The sequence below is a fragment of the Devosia sp. XGJD_8 genome (assembly GCF_046614475.1).
Taxonomy (GTDB): domain Bacteria; phylum Pseudomonadota; class Alphaproteobacteria; order Rhizobiales; family Devosiaceae; genus Devosia.
The window spans coordinates 2,819,627-2,845,173 of record NZ_JBKJHF010000001.1; the positions used below are offsets into that span (position 1 = coordinate 2,819,627).

The 25,547-nt window shown below is 64.4% G+C and carries 23 protein-coding genes; 17 read left to right on the forward strand and 6 right to left on the reverse strand.

The genetic code is table 11. From position 1 onward, the window contains the following. Positions 1 to 178 precede the first annotated feature (178 nt). The 6 genes from ACLI1C_RS13485 (at position 179) to ACLI1C_RS13510 (ending at position 7,066) form a co-directional block, all read left to right on the forward strand. Positions 179 to 1,228, forward strand: coding sequence for a LacI family DNA-binding transcriptional regulator (locus ACLI1C_RS13485; protein ID WP_411397548.1), 1,050 nt, complete (start codon positions 179 to 181; stop codon positions 1,226 to 1,228). After that, complete coding sequence (locus ACLI1C_RS13490) at positions 1,225 to 2,835, forward strand: FAD-dependent oxidoreductase (protein ID WP_411397550.1); 1,611 nt, start codon at positions 1,225 to 1,227, stop codon at positions 2,833 to 2,835. The genes ACLI1C_RS13485 and ACLI1C_RS13490 overlap by 4 nt, the downstream gene beginning before the upstream one ends. 30 nt (positions 2,836 to 2,865) lie before the next feature. Next, positions 2,866 to 4,128 (forward strand): ABC transporter substrate-binding protein, encoded by a 1,263-nt coding sequence (locus ACLI1C_RS13495; protein ID WP_411397551.1) that lies wholly within the window; start codon positions 2,866 to 2,868, stop codon positions 4,126 to 4,128. Positions 4,129 to 4,253: 125 nt separating this feature from the next. Then, positions 4,254 to 5,174 carry a carbohydrate ABC transporter permease gene (locus ACLI1C_RS13500; protein WP_411397553.1) on the forward strand — a complete coding sequence of 307 codons (921 nt, stop codon included), beginning with the start codon at positions 4,254 to 4,256 and terminating at the stop codon, positions 5,172 to 5,174. Then, entirely contained in the window at positions 5,164 to 6,006 is an 843-nt protein-coding gene (locus ACLI1C_RS13505; RefSeq protein ID WP_411397554.1) for a carbohydrate ABC transporter permease, read from the forward strand. Before ACLI1C_RS13500 ends, ACLI1C_RS13505 begins: the two co-directional genes overlap by 11 nt. A gap of 13 nt (positions 6,007 to 6,019) precedes the next feature. After that, positions 6,020 to 7,066 (forward strand): ABC transporter ATP-binding protein, encoded by a 1,047-nt coding sequence (locus ACLI1C_RS13510; protein WP_411397556.1) that lies wholly within the window; start codon positions 6,020 to 6,022, stop codon positions 7,064 to 7,066. Here the strand turns inward: ACLI1C_RS13510 and ACLI1C_RS13515 are convergent. Continuing rightward, positions 7,063 to 7,539: an Lrp/AsnC family transcriptional regulator gene (locus tag ACLI1C_RS13515; protein WP_411397557.1), complete on the reverse strand. Its 477-nt coding sequence runs from the start codon at positions 7,537 to 7,539 to the stop codon at positions 7,063 to 7,065. The genes ACLI1C_RS13510 and ACLI1C_RS13515 overlap by 4 nt on opposite strands. A gap of 113 nt (positions 7,540 to 7,652) precedes the next feature. Here ACLI1C_RS13515 and ACLI1C_RS13520 point away from each other — a divergent pair, with 113 nt between their 5' ends. From ACLI1C_RS13520 to ACLI1C_RS13550, 7 genes are all read left to right on the forward strand, one after another. Beyond that, positions 7,653 to 10,043, forward strand: a complete 2,391-nt coding sequence (locus ACLI1C_RS13520; RefSeq protein ID WP_411397559.1) for a transketolase — start codon at positions 7,653 to 7,655, stop codon at positions 10,041 to 10,043. Between the two features lie 369 nt (positions 10,044 to 10,412). Next, entirely contained in the window at positions 10,413 to 12,017 is a 1,605-nt protein-coding gene (locus ACLI1C_RS13525) for an ABC transporter substrate-binding protein (RefSeq protein ID WP_411397561.1), read from the forward strand. Positions 12,018 to 12,086: 69 nt separating this feature from the next. Further along, a complete protein-coding gene (locus ACLI1C_RS13530; RefSeq protein ID WP_411397562.1) occupies positions 12,087 to 13,844 on the forward strand; it encodes a dipeptide ABC transporter ATP-binding protein in 1,758 nt (585 codons plus the stop codon). Positions 13,845 to 14,022: 178 nt separating this feature from the next. Beyond that, on the forward strand, positions 14,023 to 14,952 hold the full coding sequence (locus ACLI1C_RS13535) for an ABC transporter permease (RefSeq protein WP_411397564.1): 930 nt from the start codon (positions 14,023 to 14,025) through the stop codon (positions 14,950 to 14,952). Next, entirely contained in the window at positions 14,949 to 15,836 is an 888-nt protein-coding gene (locus tag ACLI1C_RS13540) for an ABC transporter permease (RefSeq protein ID WP_411397566.1), read from the forward strand. The genes ACLI1C_RS13535 and ACLI1C_RS13540 overlap by 4 nt, the downstream gene beginning before the upstream one ends. Before the next feature lies 1 nt (position 15,837). Then, on the forward strand, positions 15,838 to 17,037 hold the full coding sequence (locus tag ACLI1C_RS13545) for an aminotransferase class V-fold PLP-dependent enzyme (protein WP_411397568.1): 1,200 nt from the start codon (positions 15,838 to 15,840) through the stop codon (positions 17,035 to 17,037). Between the two features lie 115 nt (positions 17,038 to 17,152). Then, positions 17,153 to 17,863 (forward strand): FadR/GntR family transcriptional regulator, encoded by a 711-nt coding sequence (locus ACLI1C_RS13550; protein ID WP_411397570.1) that lies wholly within the window; start codon positions 17,153 to 17,155, stop codon positions 17,861 to 17,863. A 36-nt stretch (positions 17,864 to 17,899) separates the two neighbouring features. Here the strand turns inward: ACLI1C_RS13550 and hemH are convergent, their stop codons facing one another. The 3 genes from hemH to ACLI1C_RS13565 all read right to left on the reverse strand — a co-directional run bounded on the left by hemH (position 17,900) and on the right by ACLI1C_RS13565 (position 21,581). Continuing rightward, positions 17,900 to 18,925, reverse strand: a complete 1,026-nt coding sequence (gene hemH / locus ACLI1C_RS13555) for a ferrochelatase (protein ID WP_411397572.1) — start codon at positions 18,923 to 18,925, stop codon at positions 17,900 to 17,902. A 94-nt stretch (positions 18,926 to 19,019) separates the two neighbouring features. After that, on the reverse strand, positions 19,020 to 20,663 hold the full coding sequence (locus ACLI1C_RS13560) for a DUF1007 family protein (protein WP_411397573.1): 1,644 nt from the start codon (positions 20,661 to 20,663) through the stop codon (positions 19,020 to 19,022). Positions 20,664 to 20,681: 18 nt separating this feature from the next. Continuing rightward, positions 20,682 to 21,581, reverse strand: a complete 900-nt coding sequence (locus ACLI1C_RS13565) for a LysR family transcriptional regulator (RefSeq protein ID WP_411397575.1) — start codon at positions 21,579 to 21,581, stop codon at positions 20,682 to 20,684. Between the two features lie 244 nt (positions 21,582 to 21,825). Here ACLI1C_RS13565 and ACLI1C_RS13570 point away from each other — a divergent pair, with 244 nt between their 5' ends. The 4 genes from ACLI1C_RS13570 to ACLI1C_RS13585 all read left to right on the forward strand — a co-directional run bounded on the left by ACLI1C_RS13570 (position 21,826) and on the right by ACLI1C_RS13585 (position 24,125). Next, the gene (locus ACLI1C_RS13570; protein WP_411397576.1) at positions 21,826 to 22,248 is read left to right on the forward strand and encodes a hypothetical protein; all 423 of its coding nucleotides are present in this window, start codon (positions 21,826 to 21,828) and stop codon (positions 22,246 to 22,248) included. 96 nt (positions 22,249 to 22,344) lie between these two features. Further along, the gene (locus tag ACLI1C_RS13575; protein WP_411397578.1) at positions 22,345 to 22,803 is read left to right on the forward strand and encodes an SH3 domain-containing protein; all 459 of its coding nucleotides are present in this window, start codon (positions 22,345 to 22,347) and stop codon (positions 22,801 to 22,803) included. A gap of 347 nt (positions 22,804 to 23,150) precedes the next feature. Then, the gene (locus tag ACLI1C_RS13580; RefSeq protein WP_411398332.1) at positions 23,151 to 23,639 is read left to right on the forward strand and encodes a pyridoxamine 5'-phosphate oxidase family protein; all 489 of its coding nucleotides are present in this window, start codon (positions 23,151 to 23,153) and stop codon (positions 23,637 to 23,639) included. A 90-nt stretch (positions 23,640 to 23,729) separates the two neighbouring features. After that, entirely contained in the window at positions 23,730 to 24,125 is a 396-nt protein-coding gene (locus tag ACLI1C_RS13585; RefSeq protein WP_411397579.1) for a DUF2177 family protein, read from the forward strand. On the opposite strand, the gene ACLI1C_RS13590 is transcribed toward ACLI1C_RS13585, so the two are convergent. Together ACLI1C_RS13590 and ACLI1C_RS13595 are read right to left on the reverse strand one after the other, a co-directional pair. After that, on the reverse strand, positions 24,126 to 25,049 hold the full coding sequence (locus tag ACLI1C_RS13590) for a DMT family transporter (RefSeq protein WP_411397581.1): 924 nt from the start codon (positions 25,047 to 25,049) through the stop codon (positions 24,126 to 24,128). It lies immediately after the preceding gene. A 76-nt stretch (positions 25,050 to 25,125) separates the two neighbouring features. After that, positions 25,126 to 25,446 carry a hypothetical protein gene (locus tag ACLI1C_RS13595; protein ID WP_411397583.1) on the reverse strand — a complete coding sequence of 107 codons (321 nt, stop codon included), beginning with the start codon at positions 25,444 to 25,446 and terminating at the stop codon, positions 25,126 to 25,128. Positions 25,447 to 25,547: the final 101 nt, after the last annotated feature.

Below are 25,547 nucleotides of genomic sequence, written 5' to 3' on the forward strand. Positions count from 1 at the left end.
GATCCACCACCGCGCCCGCCCCCTCGCCGCCCCCCTCGCCGCCCCCTCGCCGCCGCCGCAGATATACCCACCCGCAAATACCCCTCCCTCCCCCTTGACTCCCACCCACCCCATGCTGTTAATACGCATAACTTGCTAATACGCATTAGCGCATGGAACCGGGATCGGGGAGGATCGCGTGGCCGCCGTCAAACGCCTCACACAGCGCGATATCGCCCGCCTCGCCGGCGTCAGCCAGGCCACCGTCTCGCTGGTGCTCAACGGCGCCAGCTCCGCCGAAGGCCGCATCCCGGCCGAGACGCGCGACCGCGTCATCAAGGTCATCCGCGAAACCGGCTATGTCGCCGATCCGGTGGCCCGCCGCATGGTCAAGGGCCTCAACCGCATCCTCGGCGTCTTCACCTACGAACCCGCCTTTCCGTCCGCCCAGGCCGATTTCTACACCCCCTTCCTGCTGGGCATCGAGGAGGCGGCCGAGCAGTTCGGCTATGACCTGCTGCTGATGACCGGCGCCGGCCGCGACGCCGCCGGTCGCAAGCGCATGTTCGGCGACAACAGTCGCCTGCGCCTCGCCGATGGCTGCCTCATCCTGGGCGCCCAGTTCGATCCCGACGAGCTCGCCCAGCTGGTCGCCAGCGACTATCCCTATGTCGCCGTCGGCCGCCGCGACGATGCCGGTGGCCCGGTGCGCTATGTCGGCGCCGACTATGTCACCGCCACCGCCGCCCTGGTCGAACGCGCCCTCGTCATGGGCCACCGCGCCTTCGCCTTCATCGGCCAGACGGACATCAGCGAATCCGTCCGCGACCGCTGGCAGGGTTTCAAGACCGCGCTGCAGGGCCAGGGGCAATTGGTGCATCTCGACAGCCAGACCGGTTCGACCCCGCAGGCGCAACTGGCCGCCGTTCGGCAGGCCGGCGCCAGCATCGTCTTCTTCGGCGAACTGGCCGACGCCATCGCCTTTGATGATTGCGCCCGTGCCAGCGGCCTTTCCGTCCCGGGCGATCTGTCCATCGTCGCGCTCGGCAGCAGCCTGCGCATCGAACGCAACCGCCGCGCCTTCGCCAGCTACGCCATCCCGCGCGAAGACATGGGTCGCCAGGCCACCGCCATGCTGATCCAGACCCTGGTCGATCCCACCATCGTGCAGCAGACCCTGCTCGATTGCGCGCTCGTTCTCGGCGAAACCCTCGCGCCACCCACAACCACGAAAGATTTCCCGAATTGACCGAATACCATGCTGATATCCTGGTCGTCGGCGGCAGCCTCGGCGGCGTCGCGGCGGCCCTTGGCGCCCTGCGCAATGGCCGGACCGTCATCCTCACCGAGGAACATGACTGGATTGGCGGGCAACTCACCAGCCAGGCCGTGCCGCCCGACGAGCATAGTTGGGTCGAGCAGTTCGGCGTCACCGCCAGCTACCGCGCCCTGCGCGAAGGCGTGCGCCAGTATTACCGCGACCACTATCCGCTGACCGATGCCGCCCGCGCCAATCCCACGCTCAATCCGGGCAATGGCAATGTCTCCCGCCTCTGCCATGAACCGCGCGTGTCGCTCGCCGTCATGCAGGCCTGGCTCGCGCCCTATGCCGCCGGCGGCAAGCTGACCATTCTCAAGCCCTACCGCGCGGTGTCGGCCGATGTCGATGGCGACAAGGTCCGCGCCGTCACCCTGCGCCACCGCGACACCGGCCGCACTGTCACCTGCTCGGCCCACTATGTCATCGACGCCACCGAACTGGGCGACCTGCTGCCGCTGACCGGCACCGAATATGTCACCGGCTTCGAGGCCCAGTCCGAAACCGGCGAACCCAACGCGCCGGCCGAGGCCCAGCCGCACAACCAGCAGGCCGTGTCGATCTGCTTTGCCGTCGACCATGTCGATGGCAATCACACCATCGACAAGCCGGCCAAGTATGAGCACTGGCGTGCTGTCGCTCCCGATTTCTGGGGCGGCCCGCTGATCGACTGGAACTCGCCCAATCCGCGCACGCTCGAGCGCAGTCGCCGCTCCTTTGACCCCAACCCGGTCGAAAGCGGCGCGCGCATGGTTGCCGATCAGCGTCGCGATGCGGGCGACATGAGCCTGTGGATCTTCCGCCGCATCGCCGCGCGCAGCAACTTCCGCCCTGGCGCCTACAACAGCGATATCTGCCTCGTAAACTGGCCGATGATCGACTATTTCGAGCAGCCCATCATCGATGTCAGCGAGCAGCAATATGCCGATCGCCTCGCCGATGCGGCGAGCCTGTCCTATTCCATGTTCTACTGGATGCAGACCGAGGCGCCGCGTCTCGATGGCGGCCAGGGCTTTCCGGGCCTGCGCCTGCGCGGCGATATCACCGGCACCGAGCATGGCCTTGCCATGGCCCCCTATATCCGCGAAAGCCGGCGCATCCGCGCCGTCACCACCGTCGTCGAGCAGGACCTGTCCCTGGCCGTGCGCGGCGATCGCGGCGCCGTCCGCTATCGCGACAGTGTCGGTGTCGGCATGTACCGCATCGACCTGCACCCATCGACAGGTGGTGACAATTATATCGACGTCGGTGCCTGCCCCTTCGAAATCCCGCTGGGCGCACTCATTCCACGCCGCATGACCAACCTGTTGGCGGCCTGCAAGAATGTCGGCACCACCCACATCACCAATGGCTGCTACCGGCTCCATCCGGTCGAGTGGAACATCGGCGAAGTCGCCGGCATGCTGGCCGCCCACTGCCTCGACGCCGGCACCACCCCGCACGGCGTGCAGGCCGACGATACACGGCTCTCCGAATTCCAGTCTCACCTCGAATACCAGGGCGTCGAACTGCACTGGCCCGATATTCGCGGCTACTAGCTAATACGCATGAACAGGGAGGAAACAACCATGCGCAGGACTATCCTAGGCTCTATATTCGTCGCCTTGGCGATCACCACCGGGCTCACCGCCCCCACCTTCGCGCAGGACGCAGTCAACCTGCGCATGACCATCTGGAGCGCCAACGAGGCGCATCTGGCCATGTTCAACGAGATCGCCGAGGGCTTCAAGGCGAGCAACCCCGATGTCAGCATAGCCTTCGAACCCATACCGTTCGAGAACTACACCACGACGCTGACCACCCAGATCGCCGGCGGCAACCCGCCCGATCTGGCCTGGATCCTGGAATCCACCGCCGCCGACTTCGTCAATTCCGGCGCGCTGGCCCCGCTGACCGAAGCCTTCACCGCTACCGAAGGCTATGACATGGCCGATGTCAGCGAGCAGGCCACGGCGCTCTGGCAGAAGGACGGCCAGCTCTACGCCTACCCCTTCTCCACCTCGCCCTTCGCCATCTTCGTCAACAACGACGTCATCAAGGCCGCGGGCGCCAAAACCCCGGCCGAGCTGATCGCCGAGGATGCCTGGACCTGGGACAACGCTTTTGCCACTGCGGCAACTATTGGCCACTCCGGCAAGACGGGCCTCGTCGTCCGCGACTTCAAGTATCAGGTCTGGCAGAACATGGCGTCGATCTGGAACGCCTGGGGCGCCACGCCCTGGAGCGCCGATGGCAAGACCTGCACCTTTGCCGACCAGCCCATGGTCGACGCCATGACCGCCATCCACAAGGCGATCTTCGTTGACGGTGCCATGCCCGGTCCCGGCGAGGATATCGACTTCTTTGCCGGCGAGACCGGCATGACCATAACCCAGATCAGCCGCGCCTCGCTGCTGCCCAAGGAAAATCCCTTCGATTGGGATCTGGTCCCACTGCCCAGCGGCCCGGTCGGCACCTATGCCGTGGTGGGCCAGGCCGGCGTCGGCGCCTTCGCCGCCAGCCCCAATGTGGAAACGGCCGTTGCCTTTCTCGGCTACATGACCAATCCGGAAAACAGCCAGAAGCTGGCCCAGTTCTTCCCGCCCGCCCGTGCCAGCCTGCTCAACGCCCAGACCTTGGGCGCCACCAATCCCCTGCTCTCAGCCGAGCAGATCGAGAACGTGGTGATCGATGGCATTTCCTATGGCATGGTCCTGCCCGGCCATACCAACTTTGCCCAGATCCAGCAGACCGTCCGCTCCTCGCTCGACGCGCTCTGGGTCGCCGATGCCGACGTTCCTGCCGTCCTGCAATCGGTTTGCGACAGCGTCGGCCCACTGCTCGCGCGCTGATCGCAAAGTCGACACCCTCCCCCTGTGGGGAGGGTGGTTCCGAAGGGTCGGGTGGGCATGCAAAATCTATGCTCCTGGCTGCCACCTCTGCCCCTCAGGAAAAGAAGACGCTGGAACCACCGAAAATGAGCCTGATGACAGAGACACCCCCAAGAAAACGTCCCTTCTGGACGATGGCGCGCCGTGACGCCGCTGCCGGCTATCTCTTCATCGCGCCGCAGCTCATCGGCATCATCGCCTTCGTGCTGATCCCGCTTTGCCTGGTGTTCTACTATTCGCTGCACGAGTGGAACGTGCTCGCCAACACCTTCAATTTCGTCGGCGCCGCCAACTACCAGATGCTGCTCGCTGACCGCGCCCTGCCCCAGGTCTTGCTCTCCTCGGCCATCTTCTCGGTGGGCCTCGTCGTGCTGAATATGAGCCTGGCTCTGCTGCTGGCCGTGCTGCTCGACCAGAAGCTCAAGGGCATTACCGTCTTCCGCACCCTGTTCTTCTCGCCCGTCGTGGTGTCGCTCGTCGCCTGGACAATCGTCTGGAGCTTCCTGCTGCAGAACAATGGCGGCATCAATGGCATGCTCGCCATGATCGGCGTCGAAGGCCCCAATTGGCTGCGCAATCCGACAACCGCGATGATCTCGGTCATCGTCGTCCAGGTGTTCAAGAATGTCGGCCTGAACATGATCCTGTTCCTCGCTGCGCTGCAGGGCGTGCCCAAGGAACTCTATGAAGCCGCGCGCGTCGATGGCGCAGGGCACTTCAAGCAGTTCCGCCGCATCACCCTGCCGATGATTTCGCCGACCATCCTGTTGACCTCGATCATCACCATTGTCGGCTCGCTCCAGGTCTTCGCGCAGATCGCCGTGCTGACCCAGGGTGGCCCGGGAATGACCACCACCGTGCTGGTCTACTACCTCTATCAGCAGGCCTTCCAGTTTCACTTCTTCGGTTATGGCTCGACCCTGTCGATCCTGCTTTTCGTGATCGTGGCGGTCCTCACCTTCGTCCAGTGGCAGATGCGCAAGCGGATCGTCTTCTATGAAAACTGACCTCTCCCCCCGCCTGCGGGTCGCGCTTTACGGGTTGCTCTGCGTGCTGCTCATCCCCTTCGTCTTCCCGACCTGGTGGATGCTGACGTCCTCGGTCAAGCCGATCAGCGACATCTTTGCCTTCCCGCCGGACCTCTGGCCGCGACGGTTCGATTTTTCCACCTATGCCAAGGTGTTCGAGCTGCAGCCCTTTGCCCGGCAATACTGGAATTCCGCCTATATCGCCGCCATCGTCACCCTTGGCACGATGATCGTCTCGTCCATGGCCGGCTACGCCTTCGCCCGGATCAAATTCCCCTTCAGCAACACCATCTTTATGATTGTGCTGCTGGGCCTGCTGATCCCTTCCGAGGTGACCATCGTCCCATTGTTCCAGATGTTCCTGGGCTGGGGCATGATCAACACGCATTGGCCGCTGATCCTCGTGCCGGTATTCGGCGCGCCTTCGGTCTTTGCCACCTTCGTCATGCGCCAGTTCTTCATCGCCCTGCCCGGCGAGTTGGAGGAAGCCGCCCGCGTCGATGGCCTGGGCCGGTTCAAGATCTTCTGGCTCATCGCCCTGCCACTGGCCAAGCCGGCGCTCGGCGCCGTGGCCATCTTCACCTTCCTCCATTCCTGGAACCTCTATCTCGAACCCATCGTGTTCCTGTCCTCGACACAGATGTTCACCCTGCCCCAGGCCCTGACCCAGTTCACCGACGCCTATGGCGGCGCGATGTGGAACATCCAACTCGCTGCCGCCACCATGACGGCCATTCCCGTGCTGGTCGTCTTCATCATCGCCCAGAAGCAGTTCGTCGAGGGCCTTGCCCATACCGGCCTCAAAGGCTGACAAGGAGATTGCCATGGCTCCCGTAAGCCTCAGATCCATCAAGAAGAACTACGGCAACGTCGCCACCATTCACGGCGTCGATATCGACATTACCGATGGCGAATTCGTCGTGCTGGTCGGCCCCTCGGGCTGCGGCAAGTCCACCCTGCTGCGCATGATTGCCGGCCTCGAAACCATCACCGAGGGCGAACTCTCCATCGGCGACCGCGTCGTCAACGAGCTCGAGCCCAAGGACCGGGACATCGCCATGGTGTTCCAGAACTACGCGCTCTACCCGCACATGACCGTCGCCACCAACATGGCCTTCTCGCTGGAGCATCGCGGCGCCAGCAAGGCCGAAATCGCCGAGCGGGTAAACTGGGCCGCCGACATTCTGGGCCTCAAGCCGCTGCTCGATCGCTATCCCCGCCAGCTTTCCGGCGGCCAGCGCCAGCGCGTTGCCATGGGCCGCGCCATCGTGCGCAATCCGCAGGTCTTCCTGTTCGACGAGCCGCTTTCCAACCTCGATGCCAAGCTGCGCGTCGTCATGCGCGGCGAAATCAAGGGCCTGCACCAGCGCCTCGGCGTTACCACGGTCTATGTCACCCATGACCAGATCGAAGCCATGACCATGGCCGACAAGATCGTGGTGATGAATGCCGGCCGCGTCGAACAGATCGGCGCCCCGCTCGATCTCTATGACCGGCCGGCCAATCTCTTCGTCGCCGGCTTCATCGGCTCGCCCGCCATGAACTTCATCGGCGGCAGGATCACGCCCGAAGGCTTCGCCGCTGCCGGCATCACCCTGCCCCTGCCCGCCGGCAACCTGCCTGCCAGCAATGCCGTCTATGGCATCCGCCCCGAGCATTTCGCGCTGACAGATGCAGGCATCCCCGCCACAGTCCTGCTGGTCGAGCCCATGGGCTCGGAAACCCAGGTCAGCATGCAGATCGGCGAACACCAGGTCATCGGCATCTTCCGCGAACGCCTCCGCGCCAGGCCGGGCGAAACCGTTTACGTCCTGCCCGATCTCGACCTGGTCCACCTGTTCGACGCCGACACGGGCCAGCGCCTCAACTAGAGCGGCAGCACCCGCGAATACTTCACCTGCCCCAGCGAGAAGCTGCTCTCGATGGACGCGACACCCTCCACCTGCGTGAGCTTCTCGCGCAGGAAATGCTCATAGGCCTCGAGATCGGCGCAGACGACACGCAGCAGAAAGTCGAACTGCCCGGTCATGAGGTAACACTCCATCACCTCCGGCCACCGGCTGATCGCCGCCCCGAAGGCATCCAGCTCATGCGCCCGCTGCCGCTCCAGCTTGATCGAGATGAACACCGAGACGGGCAGCCCCACCGCCTTCTGGTCCACCGTGGCGCTATAGCCGGCGATGATCCCCGCCGTCTCCATCTGCCGGATCCGCCGCAGGCAGGGCGAGGCACTGAGCCCCACCCGGTCGGCGATGGCCTGTACGGTCATCCGCCCATCCTCCTGCAGCGCCCGCAGGATCTTCCGGTCAATGGTCGTCAGCTCGATCTTGGAGGTTTCCGCCATTTTCGTGCTCCGAACTGTTCAAATCCTGCGCAAACCTGCACTTGGAGGGTCAAAATAGACGAGAACTGCCATTGGACAAGGCGCAAAGTCATGACAATGACTGGGGAGGTCTCATGGATAGCGGCGGCATTGGCGGATCGACGGACACGCGTATCGCTTCCATCGCGGCGCTGACCAGGAAAGCCCTGTGGCTCTCCAACTGGATGGTCCATCACGCCAACCACATCCGCCCCAATGTCGACGGCGTCAAGGTCGGCGGCCACCAGGCCAGTTCCGCCTCCATGGCCGCGATCATGGCCGCGCTCTATTTCGGCGTGCTCAGGCCCGAGGACCGCGTCGCCGTCAAACCGCATGCCGCGCCGGTCTTCCATGCCATCCAGTATCTCTTCGGCAAGCAGACTCTGGAAAAGCTGGAAAACTTCCGCGCCTTCGGCGGCGCGCAGTCCTATCCCAGCCGCACCAAGGACACCGACGACGTCGACATCTCTACCGGCTCGGTGGGCCTGGGCGTGGCCTTCACCGCCTTCGCCTCGCTGATCCAGGACTATGTCCGCGCCAAGCCCTGGGCCGACAAATCCCGTCCCGAGGGCCGCATGGTGGCGCTTGTCGGCGATGCCGAACTCGACGAGGGCAACGTCTACGAATGCCTGCTCGAAGGCTGGAAGCATGGGTTGCGCAACACCTGGTGGGTCATCGACTACAACCGCCAGAGCCTCGATGGCGTCGTCCGCGAGGGCCTTTACGACCGCATCGAAGCCATCTTCCGCGCCTTCGACTGGGATGTCGTCACCCTCAAATACGGCGCCCTGCAGCGCGCCGCCTTCGCCGAACCCGGTGGTGACAAGCTCAAGGCGTGGATCGATGCCGCCCCCAACGCCATCTATTCAGCCCTCATGTTCCGCGGCGGCGCCGCCTGGCGCGAGCGCCTCAATGACGAGATCGGCGACCAGGGCGACGTGTCGGCCCTGCTGGCCCGCCGCAGCGATGCCGAGCTCGCCGAGCTCATGGCCAACCTCGGCGGCCATTGCACAGAGAGCCTGCTCGAACAGTTCGAAGCCGCCGGCAGTGACAGGCCCACCGTTTTCATCGCCTACACCGTCAAGGGTTGGGCCACGCCGCTCGCCGGGCACAAGGACAATCACGCCGGCCAGATGACCGGCGCGCAGATCGATACCCTGCGCCAGTCGATGCATGTCCGCCCCGGCCACGAATGGGACAAGTTCGAAGGCATGGCTGACCCGGCCGGCATCGAACGCTTCCTTGCAGAAGTGCCCTTCAACACCACCGAAAGCCGCCGCCACACCTCGCCCGCCGTGGCCACCATCGGGCCCCAGTTCGTCGGCACCGGGCCCACCTCGACCCAGACCGCCTTCGGCAAGATCCTCGACGCCATCGCCAAGACCGACAGCGATCTCGCCCGCCGCATCATCACCACCTCGCCCGACGTGACCGTCTCGACCAATCTCGGTACCTGGGTGAACCGACGCAATCTTTACGCTGCCCGCGAAATGGTCGACGTCTTCCAGAAGGAAGCCATCCCCAGCGCGCAGAAATGGCGTTTCACGCCCGAAGGCCAGCATCTCGAACTCGGCATTGCCGAGATGAACCTCTTCCTCGCCCTTGGCGCCGCCGGCCTCAGCCATTCTCTCTTCGGCGAGCGCCTGCTGCCCATCGGCACGCTCTACGACCCCTTCATCTCCCGCGGCCTCGATGCGCTCAACTATGCCTGCTACCAGGATGCCCGCTTCCTGCTCGTCGCCACGCCCTCCGGCGTCTCGCTGGCCGGCGAGGGCGGCGCGCATCAGTCCATCGCCAGCCCGCTGATCGGCATGGCGCAGGATGGCCTCGCCAGCTTCGAGCCCGCCTTTGCCGACGAACTTTCCATCATCATGGATTGGGCCTTCGACTACATGCAGCGCTCCGGCGATGCCCGCCCCGACCTGGCCGACTGGCCGCGCGACGTCACCGGCGGATCGGTCTATCTCCGGCTGTCCACCAGAAGCATAGAGCAGCCGTCCCGCAGCGTGGACAAGCCCCTGTCGGATGGCATCATCCGCGGCGCCTATTGGCTCAATCCGCCCACCCCGCAATGCGAAGTCGTCATCGCCTATCAGGGCGTCCTCGCCAACGAAGCGATTGAGGCCGCGGGCCGCATTGGTGGTGACCGCCGCAACGTCGCCGTTCTCGCAGTCACCTCCGCCGATCGCCTCAATGCCGGCTGGCACGCCGCCCAGCGCGCGCGCCTCCATGGCGACCCCGCCGCCCGCAGCCATATCGAGACCCTGCTCGCCGATATCCCCTTCCGCGCCGGCCTTGTCACCGCCATCGACGCCCACCCCGCCACAATGGGCTGGCTCGGCAGCGTGCTCGGCCACCGCACCATCACCCTGGGCGTCGAACATTTCGGCCAGACCGGCACCGTCAACGACCTCTACGCCCATTTCGGCATCGACGCCGCCGCCATCGAGGTGGCAGCTCGCAGCCTGATCGCTGGCCCCAGATGATGCACGAAATTGCCCACCACCACGGTGTCCACGAGAGCGGGAATCTCGGTTCGCTCCGCTCGTGTGCTGAACAGCAGGTCGGGCCTTCGCGGGAATGGCTCGGCGGCCAACACAAGCCACACTACCGCCACCCTTTGCCCATTTCCGCATCGCTCAACCGCTGAGGCATAGGAAATGAGCACTCTATCCACAGACCGCCTTGCCAACCCCATTCGCATTTGTCAGACATATGTCATTGGACAGATTTCGAGGGGAAATCGATCTGTCGAACGCAGCTCTGCTGCACGCAGAATGACCGGCCCCACGGCAAGGGACCGGCGCATGGGAAACGTCCAAGAACTGGCTCTGCAACAAGGAGGGAGTCTCTAAATGAACCTAACTCTGAAGATCACCGCGGCACTGGCTGTCGCCACGGCCCTGACCATACCGGCGCTGGCCCAGACCACCATCGTCGCGCCCGGACAGTCCACGTCCGGCACCTATATGGACTACATGAAGACGGTCTATGCCCGCGCCACCTTCGCCGAATTGCTGCAGGTGCCGATCGCGACCTTCGACAAGGAATTCGAGCTCACGCCCATGGCGGCGGAAAGCTGGAGCCAGTCCGAGGATGGCCTGACCTGGACCTTCAAGCTGCGCCCGGGCCTCGTCTGGTCCGATGGCGAGCCACTGACTGCCGAAGACTATGTCTTCGCCCTGCAGCGCGCCGCCACCACCGGCTATGACTTTGCTTGGTATTGGGACTTTGCCGGCGGCATCAAGGGCTGGAAGGAAGTCACCGAAGGCACTGCCGACGTCTCCACCCTCGGCCTCAAGGCCGTCGATGACCTGACCATCGAGGTCACCACCGTCGCGCCCAAGCCTTACCTGCCCTCCGTCACCAGCCTCTGGTACCCGGTGCCCAAGCACAAGGTGGACGAGCTCGGCGATGACTGGGCTGTCAATGTCGACACCATCGTCTCCTCCGGCCCCTTCGATCTCGAGAGCTGGGAAAAGTCCAACAACTCGGTCGTGCTGACCAAGTCCGAGACCTATACCGGTCCCTGGCAAGCCCAGATCGACCGTCTCGAAGTCGATCCCACCCTCGGTGCTCCGGAAGTCGGCCTGCCAGCCTTCCTCGCCGGCGATGCGGACTATTCCTTCCTCAATACCGGCCAGGTGCCTGTGGCGACGCAGCGCTATCCCGATGGCATCCGCAAGAATGCCGTTTTTGCCACCTCGTATATCTCGTTCGATCTCGACTCCGAGCCGTTCAACAATGTCGATGTGCGCAAGGCCTTCTACTATGCCGTCGACCGAGCCGAGCTGACCTCGACCGTACTCAAGGATATCGCCATCCCGGCCGGTTCCATCCTGCCGCCCGGCTATCCTGGCTACAATGAAGAGGTCGTCGCCCAGGCCGTGTTCGATCCTGCCAAGGCTGCCGAGCATATGGCCGCTGCCGGCTTCCCGGGTGGCGAAGGCTTCCCCGAGATCGAGATCTGGTATCGCGAAGAGGGCGGCTATAACGGCGCTATCATCCCGGCCATGGCGCAGTATCTGCAGGCCGAGTTCAAGGAAGTTCTGGGCATCACCATGAACATCCGCGTCCTGCCCACTCAGGACTGGATGCAGGGTCTCCTCAACAAGGAGAACAACATCTTCATCGCGCCCTATGAATACGACTATCTTGATCCGTCCAACTTCTACGGCATCTTCTACAATGGCGGTCGCCACGATCACCATATCGAAGCCTATGACGAACTGGTTGCCGCCGCCGACTCCAACCCAGTCTGGGAAGAGCGCTACGACCTCTATGCCCAGGCCGAGCAGGTGCTGATCGACAATGCCTCGATCGTCCCCCTCGTCCACCCCATCACCATCGCCGTCATCTCCGACGAACTCGGTGGCGATGCCTCGACGCCCAACGGTCTGGGCTTTACCTCGCTCGATCGTCTCGGCCACTACTTCTTCACGCACCTGACGAAGCAGTAATCCCGATCGCGCATGCGCTTCCCGGCGTCCAGGCCGGGAAGCGCCCCACACCCCAAAGTCAGGTTGCCCATGCCCCTCGTGGAAATCGAAGATCTCAAGGTCAGCTTCAGCCAGTATGGCGGCCAGGTCGACGCGGTCCGCGGCGTGAGCTTTTCCGTCAATGAAGGCGAGAGCCTCGGCATTGTCGGCGAATCCGGGTCCGGTAAGTCGGTCAGCTGCAGCGCGCTTTTGCGCCTCCTGCCCGCCACCGCCAGGGTCAGCGCCAAAAAGATCACCCTCGACGGCATCGACGTCTTGAAGGCCGGCAAGGAAGACCTCATTCGCCTGCGCGGTCGCACCGCCGCCATGATCTTCCAGGATCCGATGACCGCCTTCGATCCGGTCTTCACGATCGGCCACCAGATTGCCGAAACCATCCGCGCGCACCGCCAGGTCAGCCAGCGCGAAGCCCTCGCCGAAGCCGAGCAGCTATTGCTCCGCGTCGAGATCAAGAACGCCAGGGACATCCTTGGCTATTACCCCCACCAGCTCTCCGGCGGCATGCTGCAGCGCGCCATGATTGCCATGGCCCTCTCCTGCCGCCCCAAGGTGCTGATCGCCGACGAGCCCACCACCGCGCTCGACGTCACCATCCAGGCGCAGATCCTCCAGCTCATCAAGAAGGTGCAGGCCGAATTCGGCATGGCCCTGATCATGATCACCCATGACCTGGGCGTCATTGCCGAAACCGTCGACCGCGTCCTGGTCATGTATGGCGGCGAGGTGATGGAAGAAGGCCCGGTGCAGCAGATCTTCGACGCACCCCGGCACGACTATACCAAGGCCCTCCTCGCCAGCCTCAACACCAGTTTCGATCCCTCGCGCGAGGACGATACCGCTACCGCGCCCGCCCTCGAATTGCGCGGCCTTGCCAAGGCCTATCGCATCAAGCGCCGCTCCGGGTTTTTCACCACCTACACCGATTTCCACGCCGTGCGCCCGGTCGACATCGTGCTGCCCCGCAACAGCATTGTCGGCCTCGTCGGCGAATCCGGCTCCGGCAAGACCACCACCGGCATGATGGCCATGCGCCTCACCGAACCCAGCACCGGCCAGATCCTCGTCGACGGCGCTGACATCTCCGGCCTCGGTCCCGACGAACTCAAATCCTTCCGCCGCCGCATGCAGATCGTCTTCCAGGACAGCTATTCCGCTCTCGACCCGATGATGACGCTGAGCCAGATCATTGCTGAGCCGCTGCATATCCATGGCATCGGCTCGGCCCGCGAGCAGACCGAGAAGGCCCTCGACTGGCTCGAACGCGTCGGCCTGCCGCGCAATTTCGGCTCGCGCTACTCGCACGAACTCTCCGGCGGCCAGCGCCAGCGCGTCGCCATCGCCCGCGCCCTGATCCTGGGCCCCTCCGTCCTCGTCGCCGACGAACCGACCTCCGCCCTCGACGTCACCGTCAAGGCGCAGATCATCGGACTCCTCAAGGAGCTGCAGGCCGAAATGGGCCTCTCCATCCTGTTCATCAGCCATGACCTGTCGACGGTCAAATCGCTCACCGACAGCGTCGTCGTCATGTATCGCGGCCGCGTCGTCGAGCAGGCGCCCACCGAGCGTATCTTCTCGGATCCCCAGCATCCCTATACCCGCGCTTTGCTCGACGCGATCCCGGCCGCCAATCCGCGCGACAAGCGCGAACGCACCTTCCTCGCCGCCGCCGACCTCGAGGCCCAGACCCCGCGCTACACCACCATCCAGACCGGCCTCGCCCCCAACGCCACCCCGCAACTGGTCACCATCGCCCCAGGCCACAAGGTTGAAGCGGTGGTGACGACATGAGGGAGATGATGATGCAACATCCCGGTTCGCCCCCTCCCAGCCTCCACCATCAAGGGCGAGGTGCCGTTCCGTGGCTGGGCCTCTATAGCGTTCCAGGAGTGGAGAGAAACCTCCCCCTTGATGGGGGAGGTAGGAAGGGGTGGAGCCACGCGCTCGAAACAGCGGAGCGACTGCCACAATGATCCTCTTCATCCTCCGCCGCCTCGTCTCCGTGGCCGTCACCTTCTTCGTCGTCTCGCTCATCATTTTCTTCATGATGCACGCCATTCCCGGCGGCCCCTTCGATGGCAATGACATGCCGGTCTCCCAGGCCGTGCGCGACAAGCTGATGGCCCGGCTCGGCCTCGATCAGCCGCTCTGGGTGCAATACACCCGCTACATGTGGGGCGTGCTGCAGTTCGATTTCGGCGTGCCCTACCAGAGCCCCGGCGAGACCGTCACCCAGCTGCTCTCCCGCGCCTGGATTCCAAGCCTGGTCCTCGGCGGCCTGGGCGTGCTCATTGGCGCGCCGCTCGGCATCCTGCTCGGCATGGCCGCCGCCCTCAACCGCAACACCTGGATCGACTATTTCGCCTCGACCCTGGCGACGCTGGGCCTCACCATCCCCGTCTTCGTCACCTCCATGCTGCTAATCCTGGTCTTTGCCGTCTGGCTCGGCTGGCTCCCCGCCAGCGGCTGGGGCAAGCCCGAGCGCTGGATCCTGCCGATCACCGCCTATGCGCTGATCCCGCTGGCCACCTATGCCCGCTATACCCGCTCGGCCATGCTGGACACCCTCAACAAGCAGTTCGTCACCGTGCTGCGCGCCAAAGGTCTCAGCGAAAGCCGCATCGTCTTCCAGCATGTGCTGCGCAATTCGGCCATCCCGCTGGTCACCGTCTTCCTGCCCATGTTCATCGGCACCGCCACCGGCTCGATCTTCGTCGAAGCCATGTTCCGCGTGCCGGGCCTCGGCGCCTATTTCGTCTCCTCCATCGAGACGCGCGACTACCCGCTCGAAATGGCCCTGATGCTGATGATCACCTTCATGTACTGCATCGCCTACTTGCTCAGCGACGTGGTCTACGCCCTCATCAATCCCCGCATCCGCGTCGGAGGCGGCCAATGACCGTGGATAGTGCCGCCATCGCCCCGAAATATCGTCAGCGCAACCCGCTCTGGTTCGCCTGGCAGCGCTTCATCGGCAACAAAGCCGCCATCGCCGCCGGCGTCGTCCTGGCCATCCTCATCCTGATGGCCATCTTCGCCCCGCTGATCACCCCCAGCCCGCCCGAGGCCCAGCTCTTCCTCACCGAAGCGCTGGCCTTCCCCTCGGCGCAGCACTGGTTCGGCGTCGACGATCTGGGCCGCGATTTCTATACCCGCGTTGTCTATGGCGCCCGCGTCTCCCTGACCATCGGCTTCACCGCCGCCCTGTTCAGCGTCCTCATCGGCATTCCGCTCGGTGCGCTGGCCGGCTATTTCGGCGGCAAGACCGACTGGTTCATCATGCGCGTCATCGAGCTGTTCTCGGTGGTCCCGCCACTGCTTGCCGCCATGCTGCTCGGCGCCCTCACCCGCGGTGGCTACTTTACAATCGTGCTCATCGCCGCGCTCTTCGGTTGGGTGCAGGTGTGCCTGCTCGTCCGCGCCCAGATCAAGGCCTTCCGCGAGAAAGAATTCGTCCGCGCCGCGCAGGCCCTTGGCGCCTCGCCCTGGTACATCATCCGCCGCCACCTCATCCCCAATTCGATCTCCCCGATCATTGTCGGCTTCGTGCTCGCCATTCCACTGGCCATGATGCTCGAAGCCAGCCTCAGCTTCCTCGGCATCGGCGTGCCCCCGCCCACGCCGACCTGGGGCCAGATGATCAATGAAGGCATCGATTTCATGTTTTTCTATTGGCACATGGCCGTCTTCCCGACAGCTGCGCTTGCCATCACCGTGTTGGCGACAACGCTCTTCGGTGACGGCCTGCGCGATGCCCTCGACCCGACTTTGAAAGGCCGCTGAAGTGTCTGAAAATCTCGCCCGGCAGTTCCTCATCCGCGAGGACGTCGTCTTCCTCAACCATGGCTCGTTCGGCGCCTGCCCGCGCCCGGTCTTTGCCGCCTATCAGAACTGGCAGCTTGAGCTTGAGCGCCAGCCCGTCGAATTCCTCGGCCGCCACCTGACCGAGACCATGCGCCAGCCGCGCATCGCGCTGGCCGCCGAACTGGGCACCGTCCCCGAGAACATTGTCGGCCTCACCAATGCCACGCTCGGCCTCAACATCGTCGCCCAGTCGCTCGACCTCAAGCCCGGCGACCAGATCCTCACCACCGACCACGAATATTCGGCCCTCGAAAAGACCTGGGCCTATGTCGCGCGCCGCACCGGCGCCGAGATCGTCGTGGTCAATATCCCCATGCCGCTGACCACCGAGGCACAGTTCACCGATACGGTCATCGCCGGCATGACCGACCGCACCCGCGTGCTGTTCCTCAGCCACATCACCTCGCCCACCGCCCTGCTCTTCCCCATCGAGCGGTCCATCGCCGAGGCCCGCAAACGCGGTATCTGGAGTGTCATTGATGGCGCCCATACGCCCGGCCATATCAAGCTCGAACTCGATGCCCTCGGCGCCGATTTCTATTCCGGCAACTGCCACAAATGGATGATGGCTCCCAAGGGCTCCGCGTTCCTCCATGCCCGCCCCGAAGTTCAGGGCCTGATCAACCCGCTCGTCATCAGCCACGGCTGGACCGCCGACTCGAAGACACCGGGCGCCAAGGGCGCCTTCGGCAATTCCCCCTTCATCGATGAACTCGAAATGCAGGGCACCCGCGACCCCGCCCCCTGGCTCACTGTCCCCGCCGCGCTCGCCTATCGCCGCGACAATGACTGGACCAGCGTCCAGGCCCATTGCCACGCTTTGGCGCAGGACACCGCGAGGCGCCTCGGCGAACTGACCGGCCTCGCCCCGCTCAGCGCCCCCGAATTCTGCGCCCCGCAGATGGTCGCCATGCCGGTGCCCGATTGCGACGTCGACGCCATCAAGGATGCCCTGCTCGACAAATACAGCATCGAGATCCCCGTCTTCAGATGGCAGGACACCTGCATCGTCCGCCTGTCGGTGCAGGGCTACAATTCCAAGCCGCAGATGGACCTGCTGCTCACGGCCCTGACCGATCTGCTGCATCTCGAGGGCGCCGCCGAGCGCCGGGTTTCATAGCGAGGCTGACAAACGGCGCGAACTGTGGTGTGTGTCGTATCGATTGCATGGCACAGCTATTGGCGCGGTTCGGTGAACCGCTCCCGGAGGATATGGCGCAGTGAGACAAGGGGCATTGAGCTATCTTGAGCCGCTCGAAACCCGCACCAGGGGGGTCGCGGTGCTCGACGCGCTGGCCGACATGGTTGAGCGCTCCGGCCTCAAGATCGGCGATCGCCTGCCGCCCGAAGTCTCGCTGGCCGCCACGCTCGGCGTCGGCCGCTCCACCATTCGCGAGGCGCTCAACCGCTGGGAAGGCCTTGGCATCATCCGCCGCCGCCGCGGCGACGGCACCTATCTCTCCGCCCGCGTCCAGACCTCGCGCGGCCTCGTGCCCACCATGGTGCGGCTCGAGGGCGAAGCCCTGCTCCGTCTCATGGAAATCCGCCGCACGCTGGAAAACGACGTGGTCCGCAAGGCCACGATCAATGCCACTGCCAGCCAGCGCCGGCAGATTTCCGAGCTGTGCGACCAGCTGCTGATTGAGGTCAATGCCGGCCGCCCCTGGCGCAAGGCCGACCACGCCTTCCACGGCGCCATCTACGACGCCTCGGGCAATCCCATGTATGGGCAATTGCTGGTCAATCTCGACCACGCTCTGGAGCGCGGCGGCACCTCGCCCTTCGCCGCCGACAATTTCGGCCTCGAATCCTTCCCCATCCACCGCGAACTGGCCGATGCCATCCTCGCCGAGGACGCCGAGCAGGCCGTCGCAGCCATCAACCGCCTGCTCGACACGGTGGAAGTGGAAGTCAAAGCCATCATCGACGGCGGCAAGCTGATCTGACTCTGCCTACCGCGCCCACCCCCCGGGAGAGGTAAGTCAGAGCCAGCCGCTCAATTCCCGCCGCACCATCGCCTCGATCATGTCCATGCCCGCCGGGCTGTCATTGAGGCACGGGATATAGGCGAACTGCTCCCCGCCCGCCTCCATGAAGGTTTCCTTGCCCCCCATGGCGATCTCTTCCAGCGTCTCGATGCAGTCGGCCGAAAAGGCCGGCGCCAGGATGGCGACTTTCTTGATGCCCTTGCCCGGCAGCGCTTCCAGCGTCTTGTCGGTATAGGGCTCCAGCCACTTGGTCGGGCCGAAGCGCGACTGGAAGGTCACCATCAGTTTTTCCTTGGGCCAGCCGAGATATTCGCGCACCAGTCGCGTCGTCTTGTAGCACTGGCAGTGATAGACATCGCCGCGCTCGAGATAGGTCACCGGCATGCCGTGATAGCTGGTCAGCACGACGTCCGGCTCGAAGTCCAGCGCCGCCACGCCGTCGCGAATGGAATTGCCAAGCGTCTCGATATATTTGGGGTCTTCGAAATAGGCCGGCGCCGTACGCACGGCGGGCTGCCAGCGCATGGTCTTGAGCACATCGAAGGCCTTGTCATTGGCCGTGGCTGTCGTCGTCGCCGAATTCTGCGGATAGAGCGGCACCAGCAGGATCTTGCTGCAGCCCTCCGCATGCATCCGCTCCAGCACGCTCTGCGTCGACGGGTTGCCATAGCGCATGGCAAAATCCACCATGACATTGTCATGCCCGGCCAGCCGCTCGGCCAGCGCCGCCGTCTGCCGCCGCGTGATCACCAGCAGCGGGCTGGCATTCTGTTCTTTGTCCCATATCTGCGCATAGGCATGGCCGCTCTTTTGCGGCCGCACCGAGAGGATCACCAGGTTCAGCAGCGGCCACCACAGCCATTTCGGCGTCTCGATGACGCGCGGATCGCTGAGGAATTCCTTGAGATAGCGCCGCACGCTCCAATAGTCGGTAGCGTCGGGCGTCCCCAGATTGAGCAGCAGCACGCCGATCTTGGGCGCCTTGACGACGGGGTGGTTGGGCGGCAGGTGATCGGACATGGATTGCCAGTTTGGAGGGGTTCTAGGCTGGCCGCACCATAGCGTCTCCCCCGCCAACCGCAAGGCGGCGATGGGTCGCGCATGCCTGGGTGATCTAGAGGCTCGCGATCAGCAGCAGCACGCCAAACGCCAGCACGGCCACCGCCGCCAGCAGTTCCACCCACCAGACCACGGCCGCCGTCAGCGGATTGTCCACACCCCCGATCCGGCTTGCCAGCCCCTTGGCCGTCACGGCGATAGTCGCCAGCGCCGCCACGGTAATCGCCGTCCCTACGCCCATCAGGAACACCGCCGCGATGCCAGCCGCCAGCAGCCCCTGCGACAGCGCGAACACCAGCACCACCAGCGCCCCCGAACACGGCCGCAGCCCCACCGCCAGCACCACGCCCAGCTGTTCACGCAGGCTGCCCGTGGTCGCCTGCGGTGTCACCACATGCACATGCTCGTCATGGTCATGGTGATGATGGGCATGCTCGTGCGCATGGTCGTGATGGTGGTGTTCATCGGCATGCAGATGCGCATGCGCCTTGTCGGCTAGGTCGTGGCCATGGTGATGGCCCCAGCCAAACAGCTTGCGCGCCACCAGCCACAGGCCCAGCAGCGCCACCAGAGCGTAGGAGGCAATGCCGATCCAGTTGGCCGCGTCGCCGATGGCCACGCTGGTCATGCCCAGCAACCCCGCCGCAATCAGCACGAAGACTACCGCAACCAGCGATTGCAGCAGTGCCGACACCACGCTCAGCGTAACGCCGCGTCGCAGCTGCGTTTCATTGGCCAGCATGTAGGACGAGATCACCACCTTGCCGTGGCCGGGCCCCGCCGCGTGGAACACGCCATAGAGAAAACTCAGCCCGCCCAGCACCCAGAAGGCTGTCCAGTCAGTGCGCAGCGCGTCGAGTGAAGTGGTCATCGCCCCATAAAAGCTGCGCTGCTGATCCTGCAGCCAGCCGAAAAAGCCGGTGCGCGGCAGGTTGAGGCCGGGCTCGGCAGGCGGCCCGCCAAATGGCAGGCTGGGCCTGGCCTGCGCCACCTCTTCCGTGGCCTCCAGCGCCGTGGCCGGTGCCGCGGCAACGGCGCCATCACAGGTCACCACGATCAGCCCCTGGGTGCCGCGCATCGCAGCGGCGAGGTCCGGCGGCAACTCCAGCACTTCCGGCCCCAGCGCATAGAGCCGCTCTTCCACGGCCGGGTCCATCGGCTTGGGCGGTTCGAGTTCGGCGCGGCAGGCAGCGGGCGCATTGTCCAGCGTCACCGCGCTCACATCGGCAAAGCTGATCGCCACGTAATATTCCGGGTCATAGACCGCCAGCTCGAAGCGCCCCGTAACCGGCAGCGGCGTTTCCGCCGCGACCGAATAGGACAGCGTCACCCGCCCGTCCTCATAGACCATGCGCTGGTCGCCAGATGGGGTGAAAGCCATGAGCGCGTCCCCCTCCCCGGCATATGTATAAAAGCCATAGTCGGCCAGCCCGACCATGTTCTCGTCCGCCAGGCCCTGCAGCTCTTCCGGGCTGGTCTGCCGGTCGCCATTGGTGTCCAGCCCCTGGATCATCCAGGCCGAAAAGGCGGTGTCGAAGCTCCAGTCATGCCGCAGCCCCGTCACGGCGCCATTGGCGTCAAACATCACCGCGACCTTGGCATCGATCAGAATATGTGGATGCGCCAGTGCCGGTGCCGTCAGGCAAAGCAGACCGAGTGCCCCGGCGACCAGCTGCCGTCCCATGCTGCGAATATTCAAGTCATGCCCCAACGTCGCCTAGTGGATAGGATGAACCTGGAACCACTCAACCAGGTGGTCGATCAGCGCCCGCACTTTGCCGGCCAGATGCCGCCGATGCGGATAGACCGCCTGCAGCGTCTGCCCGGTCGGCAGGAAGTCCTCCAGCACCGAAACCAGTTCCCCGCTCGCCACGGCGGGATCGGCCAGATAGGACGGCAATACGACAAATCCGAGACCCATTATCGCCGCCTTGCGCGCAGCAAGCGGCGAATTGACCCGCAGCGGTCCATTGACCGGCACCGATATGGTCTTGCCATCCTCGATGAAGCGCCAGTTCGATTGCCCCTGCAGGTTCACGTCGACAATGCATGGCAGGTGCCGCAGGTCTTCGGGATGCTTGGGCACGCCATGCTGCTTGAGCAGTTCTGGCGCGGCGCCGGCCACCACATGCATGTCCGCAATCTTGCGCGCGATCAGCGATGAATCGGCCATCGTCGATATCCGCAGCGCCACATCGATCCCTTCATCGACCAGGTCGACATAGCGATCCTCCAGCCGCAGATCGAGCGTCACCTTGGGATGCTTCTTGAGATAGTCGTAGATGGCCGGCGCCAGCGTCGTCTCGCCGAAATTGCGTGGCGCCGACACCCGCAGCAGGCCACGCGGTTCGGCCGTCTGGTCGGTGATCGTGGCATCGAGATCGTCCAGCTGCTGCAACAGAGCGCTAGCTTCGCGGTAATAAGCCTCCCCAGCCTCGGTCAGGCTGAGCTTGCGCGTAGTCCGGTTCATCAGCCGCACGCCGAGATAATCTTCCAGGTCGGTGACATATTTGCTGAGCAGCGCCTTGGAGCGGCCATGCTGCCGCGCCGCAGCAGAAAACCCGCCAGAATCAAAGACCTGGACGAAAGCACGGATGCGGGCGAGGTCCTGCGTCATGATGTTCCGTTCACATGAGCAAGGCGCGAAACGATGCGAAACGGCCTTTCGCTTGCAACCCTGCGACCCAAAACCAGGAGCCGGCGACATGATTTAGTCAAATCGCATAAGGCTCTAGCGGCGTAAGGGACGCATAACTCATCTGCATGGAGCGAACAATAACTGGTCTTGGTCCTTCCTCGATTAACGATAGGATGGAATGGCCAATCGACGTCCCCAAGGAGTTCGGACTATTTTCCCGCTTATGTCCAGACCTTCATCCCGTTCCACACTCTACCGGCTGATCGAAGCCGGGCAGCTCGCGCACAAGGCGCTGCTGCTGCCTTTGCTCGAACGGGGCCTCGAACCCGGTGATGACGCCATCCTGTTCGAGCTGGGCCGGGCCGGGACGACCGAGATCGAGCTCGCGGCCGAGCTGGGCCTCGACGAAGTCGCCCTCACCATCCGCCTGTCCCGGCTGCTTGATCGCGGCCTTGTTACCCGCCAGGCGGTCGGCCCCGAACTGGCCCCCGGCGTGGCGCTGACCGAGCGCGGCGTCCGTATCCGCAATGGCCTTGCCGATCACTGGACCCAGCTCGAGGAAGCCCTGATGGGCGAACTCAAGCCCAAGAGCCGCAAGAAGCTGGGCGAGCGTCTCAAGCGCTTTGTGGAGCTGCTGCGTCTCTGATCGAATTCTGAGCGGACCGTTCAGCTAGGGTTCATCCGCAAAGTTGTCTTCTGGGCTCACAGGCATTTGGTGCCCAACAGGCAAAGGAGATCTACTATGGCATTGAGCAAGAAACTCATGGCTGGTGGCCTCGCAGCGCTGGCGCTTCTCGCGACGACTGCAACGGCCTTCGCGGCCCCGGCCTACGCGACAGGGAACGTCAATGTGCGCTCGGGCCCCGGCACGCATTACAGCCGCGTCGATACGCTTCAGCGTGGCGAACGCGTCGATGTGCAGCAGTGCCGCGGCAGCTGGTGCTATGTCGAAAAGCGCGGCCCCGATGGCTGGGTGTCGGCCAACTATCTCAGCCGCACCGGCTGGGATGACGATTGGGATCGCCCGCCCCACTGGAACCCCGCGCCCCCGCGCCCGCCGCATTGGAATCCGCGTCCCCCGCGTCCGCCACACTGGAACCCGCGTCCGCCGCGTCCCCAGCCCTGGCCGGGCTACGGTGGTGGTAGTGGCGGCAGCGTCTGCTTCAACGGCCCCAACGGCTACTTCTGCGTGGGCAACTAAGCGCCGCCAAACATGCGCCGCCCTTCGGGGCGGCGTTTTCACGTCCCGCGCAACCTGCTCCTGCCTTTTTCGTTGTCCAACCAACCAGCAGGAAGGATTGCCCCATGGCCACCGCCGCAACCACCGACGACAAGAAGCCCGCCCGCCGCGCCGCGACCAAGACTGCCAGCGCCAAGCCCGCCAGCAGCAAGCCAGCCAGCGCCAAATCGTCCAGCACCACCAAGGCCGCGACAGCCAAGCCGGCCACCAAACCGGCGGCGTCCAAGCCCAAGACTGCCAAGCCATCCAAGCCCGCCGCGGCCAATCGGGCCGCCCAGCCCGCCAATCGCCAGTCCCGCGATTCCAGCATGACCGGCAAGGAACATGACGATCACGTCGATCGCGTCTGGGAGCTCGCCAAGCGCATCGGCATCGCCATGTTCGTGACCTGGGATGGCAAGGAACAGCGCGCCCGCCCGCTGGCCGCCACCGTCGAAAAGGACGAAGGCGCCATCTATTTCCTCATCGACGTGAATGGCGAAAAGGACGATCAACTCGCCGAATTCCCCCATGTCAGCGTCAGCTTCGCCGATCACAAGCACTCCAAATATGTGGCGCTCTCCGGCAAGGCGACCGTCTCCAATGACCGCGCCCGCATCAAGGAGCTCTGGACTCCCTTCGCCAAGGCCTGGTGGGACAGCCCGGAAGATCCGGCCATCCGCGTCATCAAGATGGTCCCGCAGGATGCCGAATTGTGGGATAGCCCGGGCCGCATCGTCACGACGCTGTCCATGCTGACCGCCGCCGTGACCGGCCGTTCGCCCAAGATCGGCGAAAACGCCAAAGTCGTCTTGTGATCTTCCCGCCGGGGTGATGCGTAACAAAAGCCAATGGCCAGCATCAGCTGGAGAACGATTGGCCCATCACCCCGGCGCGGAGACTGCATAGTGACCAAATACCTGATCCTCTACGCAGCCTGTGCTGTCGTATTCTTTCCGCTCGATTTCGTCTGGCTGTCCACCATGGGCAAGACTTTCTATCAGCGCGAACTCGGCAGCCTGCTCCTGCCCAATCCCAATCTCGTCATTGCCGGCCTGTTCTACCTGGCCTACCTCGTCGGCGTGGTGGCCCTTGTTGCCGCGCCCGCCGAAGGCGATGTGCTCAAGGCTTTGCTGTTCGGCGCCGTCCTCGGCTTTGTCGCCTATGGCACCTATGACCTCACCAACCTGTCGACCGTCAACGGCTTCACCCCCGCCGTTGCGATGGTGGACATGGCCTGGGGCACGGCCCTCACCGCCGTCAGCGCGGCGGGTGGCGTCTGGATCGCCAAGTTCTTCGCCTGATCATTCCTTCCCCGGCAGGCGCGGGTCGGCCACCACCGGCACGCGCCTGATCCGTTCCCGCGCCATCACCACCAGTCCCGCCGCCACGATGATGGCGGCGCCAATCAGCGAGATCGGGTCGATCCAGTGATTGAACACCACCGCGCTCAGCACGATGGCCCAGGGCAGCGAAAAGTAGTTGAACGGCTGCACCACGCTGGCCGGGGCCATGGACAGCGCAAAGACCATAAGGCCGTGCCCGGCGCAGGTCGTGCCCATGATGGTGACCACCAGCAGGACATCGCCCCAGCCCATCGGCTGCCAGAAGAACACCCCGATCATGCCAGACAGCACCAGCCCGATGATCGAGACATAGGTCATGCTGGTCGCCGCGCTGTCATACTGGCTGACCTTGCGGGTGATGACGATATAGATCGCATAAAGCGTCGCCGAACTCAGCGCGAACGCCACGCCCCAATCCAGCGGCAGCCCGCCCGGCCGCACGATGACCAGCGCCCCAAGGAACCCCACCGCGACCGCGACAAAGCGGAAGATGCCGACCTTCTCCCCCAGGATGGGAATGGCAAACAGCGTCACCAGCAGCGGATAGACCACCGTAATGGCCTGCAACTCGCCCAGCGGCACCGTCTTCAGCGCCAGCGCGAACAGCCAGATATCGGCCATCAGCAACACGCCGCGCAGCACCTGCCACAGCGGCACCTTCGAGTTCAGCGCCTGGCGCAGGGGCGCCTGCCGCATCACCAGCACCAGCGAAAAGGCCGCAAAGCCCCAATAGCGCATCATGGTGATCTGGAATGGCGAATAGGTCTGCACCAGCACTTTGGAAACCGCGTCCTGAATGCCGAACACGCCAATGGTGATCAGGGTCAGGACAATGGCCCGGCCGACATTGTCGGTGCGGCTGTCGGCAATGGAAGAGGACATGTTTGTGCAATCGGCTGGACATGAAAACGCCCCGACCCTTCAGGGTGCCGGGGCGCCAGAAGCGCTATCGCAAAGCTCAGGCTTTGGCCATGCTCGACTTGATGAGGCCGGCAATGGCGGTCAGGATGCCGCCCCCGACCAGGCCCGTCACGCCCTGACCCGCCAGCGCGCCGAAGTCGAGCCCGCCGGCCGCACCGGCCGCGCCCGCAGTCGCGCCCACCAGGCCATCGAGCCCCGGAATCATCGCGGCCAGCCAGGTCGCGGCAAGCCCGCCCACCGCGCCGACAAGCGAATTGCCAGTCGTCCCGAGGCTGAGCGATTTGGAGAGTTGTGCAAGGATGTTGCCGCCGACGCCGCCGGCAACCAGCTGCACGAGAATAGGCACGATGACTTCCATTTGAGTCCCCCTCATGGATGCCGCTTGGCCGTCAGCCTTGCGGCGACACCGCGAGTTTACGCCTAAATTTTGTGCAACAAAAGGACAAGCCTGCTGTCCGT

Excerpts from the sequence above, each read along its gene's own strand:
- ACLI1C_RS13535 (WP_411397564.1), top strand. The coding sequence starts at position 14,023 with ATGATCCTCTTCATCCTCCGCCGCCTCGTCTCCGTGGCCGTCACCTTC.
- ACLI1C_RS13565 (WP_411397575.1), bottom strand. The coding sequence starts at position 21,581 with ATGACGCAGGACCTCGCCCGCATCCGTGCTTTCGTCCAGGTCTTTGAT.
- ACLI1C_RS13580 (WP_411398332.1), top strand. The coding sequence starts at position 23,151 with ATGACCGGCAAGGAACATGACGATCACGTCGATCGCGTCTGGGAGCTC.
- ACLI1C_RS13595 (WP_411397583.1), bottom strand. The coding sequence starts at position 25,446 with ATGGAAGTCATCGTGCCTATTCTCGTGCAGCTGGTTGCCGGCGGCGTC.
- ACLI1C_RS13540 (WP_411397566.1), top strand. The coding sequence starts at position 14,949 with ATGACCGTGGATAGTGCCGCCATCGCCCCGAAATATCGTCAGCGCAAC.
- ACLI1C_RS13525 (WP_411397561.1), top strand. The coding sequence starts at position 10,413 with ATGAACCTAACTCTGAAGATCACCGCGGCACTGGCTGTCGCCACGGCC.
- ACLI1C_RS13510 (WP_411397556.1), top strand. The coding sequence starts at position 6,020 with ATGGCTCCCGTAAGCCTCAGATCCATCAAGAAGAACTACGGCAACGTC.
- ACLI1C_RS13575 (WP_411397578.1), top strand. The coding sequence starts at position 22,345 with ATGGCATTGAGCAAGAAACTCATGGCTGGTGGCCTCGCAGCGCTGGCG.
- ACLI1C_RS13530 (WP_411397562.1), top strand. The coding sequence starts at position 12,087 with ATGCCCCTCGTGGAAATCGAAGATCTCAAGGTCAGCTTCAGCCAGTAT.
- ACLI1C_RS13505 (WP_411397554.1), top strand. The coding sequence starts at position 5,164 with ATGAAAACTGACCTCTCCCCCCGCCTGCGGGTCGCGCTTTACGGGTTG.
- hemH (WP_411397572.1), bottom strand. The coding sequence starts at position 18,925 with ATGTCCGATCACCTGCCGCCCAACCACCCCGTCGTCAAGGCGCCCAAG.
- ACLI1C_RS13570 (WP_411397576.1), top strand. The coding sequence starts at position 21,826 with ATGTCCAGACCTTCATCCCGTTCCACACTCTACCGGCTGATCGAAGCC.
- ACLI1C_RS13515 (WP_411397557.1), bottom strand. The coding sequence starts at position 7,539 with ATGGCGGAAACCTCCAAGATCGAGCTGACGACCATTGACCGGAAGATC.
- ACLI1C_RS13590 (WP_411397581.1), bottom strand. The coding sequence starts at position 25,049 with ATGTCCTCTTCCATTGCCGACAGCCGCACCGACAATGTCGGCCGGGCC.
- ACLI1C_RS13520 (WP_411397559.1), top strand. The coding sequence starts at position 7,653 with ATGGATAGCGGCGGCATTGGCGGATCGACGGACACGCGTATCGCTTCC.
- ACLI1C_RS13495 (WP_411397551.1), top strand. The coding sequence starts at position 2,866 with ATGCGCAGGACTATCCTAGGCTCTATATTCGTCGCCTTGGCGATCACC.
- ACLI1C_RS13500 (WP_411397553.1), top strand. The coding sequence starts at position 4,254 with ATGAGCCTGATGACAGAGACACCCCCAAGAAAACGTCCCTTCTGGACG.